The 4,230-nt window shown below is 62.0% G+C and carries 4 protein-coding genes and 1 pseudogene (1 of these 5 only partly in view); all 5 read left to right on the top strand.

The window, feature by feature from the left end; translation table 11 throughout:
- Positions 1-1,171, top strand: a pseudogene (locus EOC06_RS23265) (Do family serine endopeptidase); it begins 242 nt to the left of the window's first position.
- 48 nt (positions 1,172-1,219) lie between these two features.
- Positions 1,220-2,512, top strand: a complete 1,293-nt coding sequence (locus tag EOC06_RS23260; protein WP_128308890.1) for a replication-associated recombination protein A — start codon at positions 1,220-1,222, stop codon at positions 2,510-2,512.
- Between the two features lie 171 nt (positions 2,513-2,683).
- Positions 2,684-3,514: an aspartyl/asparaginyl beta-hydroxylase domain-containing protein gene (locus tag EOC06_RS23255; RefSeq protein ID WP_127396447.1), complete on the top strand. Its 831-nt coding sequence runs from the start codon at positions 2,684-2,686 to the stop codon at positions 3,512-3,514.
- Between the two features lie 66 nt (positions 3,515-3,580).
- On the top strand, positions 3,581-3,955 hold the full coding sequence (gene crcB / locus EOC06_RS23250) for a fluoride efflux transporter CrcB (protein WP_127268771.1): 375 nt from the start codon (positions 3,581-3,583) through the stop codon (positions 3,953-3,955).
- A gap of 62 nt (positions 3,956-4,017) precedes the next feature.
- Positions 4,018-4,230, top strand: a 213-nt coding sequence (locus EOC06_RS23245) for a S4 domain-containing protein (protein WP_281062103.1), incomplete at its 3' end; no start/stop codon positions are given.

The following is a 4,230-nucleotide window of genomic DNA, read 5'->3' as shown; positions in this document are numbered from 1 at the left end:
ATTCTTCGGTCGCTCGCAGCCGCGTGCGCAGTCTTCGCTCGGCTCCGGCGTGCTGGTCGATCCGACCGGCGTCGTGGTCACCAATTACCACGTCATCAAGGATGCCGACCGGGTCAAGGTGGCGACCGCTGATGGGCGTGAGTTCGACAGCAAGGTGCTGCTCAAGGACGAGACACTCGACCTTGCCGTGCTCAAGATCACCTCGGACAAGCCGTTTCCGGTTATCGCCATCGGCGATTCCGACGCGCTCGAGGTCGGCGACCTGCTGCTGGCCATCGGCAACCCCTTCGGCGTCGGCCAAACCACCACCAGCGGCATCGTCTCGGCCCTGGCCCGCAGCCATATCGGCGTCTCCGATTCCAGCTTCTTCATCCAGACCGACGCCGCCATCAATCCGGGCAATTCCGGCGGTGCGCTGATCAACATGGGCGGCCAGCTGGTCGGCATCAACACCGCCATCTACAGCCGCAGTGGCGGTTCGATCGGCATCGGCTTCGCCATTCCCTCGAATATGGTCCGCGCTTTTGCCGACGCGGCCAAGGCCGGGCTCGACTTCTTCGAACGGCCCTATATCGGCGCCGAGTTCGAATCGGTGACGCCGCAGATCGCCGAATCGCTCGGCATGGAGAAGCCGACCGGTGCGCTGGTCTCGTCGGTCGAGGCGACCGGTCCGGCCGGCAAGGCAGGACTCAAGCCCGGCGACGTGGTGCTGCAACTCAATGGCAAGCCGGTCGAGAGCATCGAAGCGCTGGACTACCGGATGGCGACGCTGTCGATCGGCACCACCGCCAATTTCGCGGTTTTGACCAAGGGCCAGCAGGCGGCGATGGATATTGCGCTGGAGCGTGCTCCGGAAGGCATGAAAGCTGCCGAGGTGACGCTGCATGGCCGCAGCCCGTTTTCGGGCGCCAAGGTCGCGGAGCTGTCGCCCCGGCTCGCGCAGCGGCTTGGCCTGCGCACGGACATCAAGGGCGTCACCGTGGTCGACATCAACCGTGATTCTCCGGCCGCCGATTTCGGCTTCCAGCCGGGCGACATCGTGCGCGAGGTGAACGGCACCACCATCGATACCGCGGCGACCCTGGAGTTGGCGGCCAGGACGGATACGCGCTGGTGGCGCTTTACCGTCGAGCGTGGCGGGCAGATAATGCGTCAGGTGTTGCGTTATTAGGGCTGGGTTCCGTGCATTCGGGCTCATGCTCCAACGAAAAAGAAGTGCATGGCCGATCTGTTCAGCGTCGATGAACCGGAAAAGACCCCGCCTGGGCGGCCGCTGGCCGACAGGCTGCGGCCGAGAAACCTTGGCGAGGTCGTCGGCCAGGAGCATCTGACCGGCCCTGACGGCGCGCTGACCCGGTTGATCGGTTCCGGCTCGCTCGGCTCGATGATCTTCTGGGGGCCGCCCGGCACCGGCAAGACCACCGTGGCGCGCCTGCTTGCCGGCGAAACCAGCCTGGCCTTCGAGCAGATATCGGCTGTCTTTTCCGGCGTCGCCGACCTGAAAAAGGTGTTCGAAGCGGCCAAATTGCGCCGCACCAATGGCCGCCAGACCTTGCTGTTCGTCGACGAGATCCATCGCTTCAACCGTGCCCAGCAGGACAGCTTTCTCCCGGTCATGGAGGACGGGACAGTCGTGCTGGTTGGCGCCACGACCGAAAACCCGTCCTTCGAACTGAATGCCGCTTTGTTGTCACGCGCGCGCGTTCTGGTCTTCCATTCGCTTGGCGAGGAGAGCATCTCCAAGCTGATGGTGCGGGCGGAGGAGACCGAGGGCAGGGCGCTGCCGCGGACCATGCTCATCCGCATGAGCGATGGCGACGGCCGGGCCTCGCTGACGCTCGCGGAAGAAGTCTGGCGGGCAGCCAAACCCGGCGAGGTCTTCGATCCCGAGGGACTGCAGCGCATCGTCCAGCGCCGCGCGCCGATCTACGACAAGGGCCAGGACGGCCATTACAATCTGATCTCGGCGCTGCACAAATCGGTACGCGGTTCAGACCCTGACGCGGCTCTCTACTATCTCGCACGCATGTTCGATGCGGGCGAGGATCCGCTCTATCTAGGCCGCCGGCTGGTGCGCATGGCGATGGAAGACATCGGCCTTGCCGACCCGCAGGCGCTTGTCGTCGCCAATGCCGCCAAGGATGCCTACGACTATCTCGGCTCGCCCGAGGGCGAGTTGGCGTTTGCCGAGGCCACCGTCTATCTCGCCACCGCGCCCAAATCCAACGCCGTCTACAATGCTTTCAAGGCTGCCACGCGGGCCGCGAAGGAACACGGCTCGCTGCTGCCGCCCAAGCACATCCTCAACGCACCGACAAAGCTGATGAAAGAGGAGGATTACGGCGCCGGCTATCGTTACGACCATGACGAGCCGGATGCCTTTTCGGGGCAGGATTATTTTCCCGAGAAGATGGGCCGCCAGACCTTCTATGATCCGCCCGAGCGCGGCTTCGAGCGCGACATCAGGAAGCGGCTCGACTATTGGGCGAAGCTGCGCAAGGAGCGGGAGTAGCAGGCTTGCGTGAGGCCGTTGACCAGATCCGCCAGGCAGCCAGCCGGCCGCGATAGCAGGGCCGTTGTGTGGTAACCCAAAAAACCTTATCAAGGCGCACGACCGGGCGGTGGTCGTTGCCGTGATTTGGGCACTTCATTCGCAACAGGATCGCGCTCCGCGCGTGGAAAAATGACAAAAACCCTTCGCAAGTCCCTTCGCAAATTCGCCATTGCCATCCCGCTTCTCGCCCTTGGCTTCTATTTCATTCCCATCCTGACGACGATCTTCATCATCTGCGGCCTGATCGACGTGCTGCGCAACGACCGCAAGGATCTGTCGCTGTTCTCAGGCTATTTTCTCGGCAACGGCCTGTTCACCTGGCTGCTTTCGCCGTTCAATCTGCTGGTCGACCTCTTGTGCTACAGAAATCCAGGTGTCTGGAAGCTGGAGCAGTTTCCCGCCGACTATCAGCGCGAGGTCAACGAGGTCCTGGACATCTTCAAGGCGCGCAAAGATGAGATCATTGCCGATATCGACGCCAATTTCGGCGCCGGCCGGCGCGGCATGTATGTCTACCAGTGGTACGGTAAGCACAGGATCGACAACGTCGCCGAGTTCAACAAGGATTTCAAATACATCAAGACCATAGCCGTTTCCGTCTTCAGCAAGCGCGAATCGACGTCCTGGCATTTCGGCCCGCTGCGGCTCAGCCTGCGCATCCTCTACAATCTGATCCCGGTTAAGTCGGAGATTTTCGTCGAGTGCGGCAACGTCAAGAATTATTGGTACGACAATCCGCTGTTCATCTTCGACGACACGCTGCTGCATCGCTCGGTCAACGAGTATGACGGACGCCGCTACTGCGTGTTCATGGACATCATCCGGCCGTCTCCGGTTCCCAGACTGATCGCGGGTATGCTCTCAATCGTCTCGGTCAGCGTCGAGCGCATCAATTCCATGTTCTACAAGAACTGGAAGATGATCGGTTCGACCAAGCCGAAGAATGCCGAGACGACCTGAGCAGGCAATCGCTCAATGCAGCTGGCGGCATCGGCTGAATTTGAATAGCCCGGGGAAGTACCGAAGATGTTCAATCTGTTTCTCGTCGTCGTCGGTGGCGGCATCGGTGCCGGAATTCGTCACCTTACCAACATCGGCGCGCTGCGTTTTGTCGGCCCCAGCTATCCCTGGGGCACGATGGCCATCAACATCATTGGCTCCTTCGCCATGGGGCTGTTCATCGCCTCCATGATGCGCCGTGGCGGATCGAACGAGGTCAGGCTGTTCGTTGCTACCGGCATTCTCGGCGGCTTCACCACCTTCTCCGCCTTTTCGCTCGATTTCGCGACGCTGTGGGAGCGGGGAGCCACGCTGCCTGCGCTGGCTTATGCCCTTGCCAGCGTCATTGGCGCCATTATCGCCCTGTTTCTGGGACTTTGGCTCGCAAGAAGCCTGCCTTAGTGCTATTGCCGCGCCAAGAACAGGCCGAGCTTCGCTCGGGAAACGGATAAGCGACAAAAAACATGGCAGGCGTTGAACAGATCACGGTGGAGGCCGGCGAGGCGGGCATGCGGCTCGACCGCTGGTTCAAGACCCATTTCCCGGGCCTTGGTTTCGGCCATTTGCAGAAGCTTCTGCGCTCCGGCCAGATCCGCGTCGATGGCGGACGGGTCAAGGCCGACACCCGTGTCGAGCCCGGCCAGATGGTTCGCGTCCCACCGCTCGAGGTCGACAAG

Origin of the sequence: Mesorhizobium sp. M7A.F.Ca.MR.362.00.0.0, assembly GCF_004023175.1 — a bacterium.
Taxonomy (GTDB): domain Bacteria; phylum Pseudomonadota; class Alphaproteobacteria; order Rhizobiales; family Rhizobiaceae; genus Mesorhizobium.
Note: the sequence above shows the minus strand (reverse complement) of the source record. Positions and strands in the feature narration are given on the sequence as shown.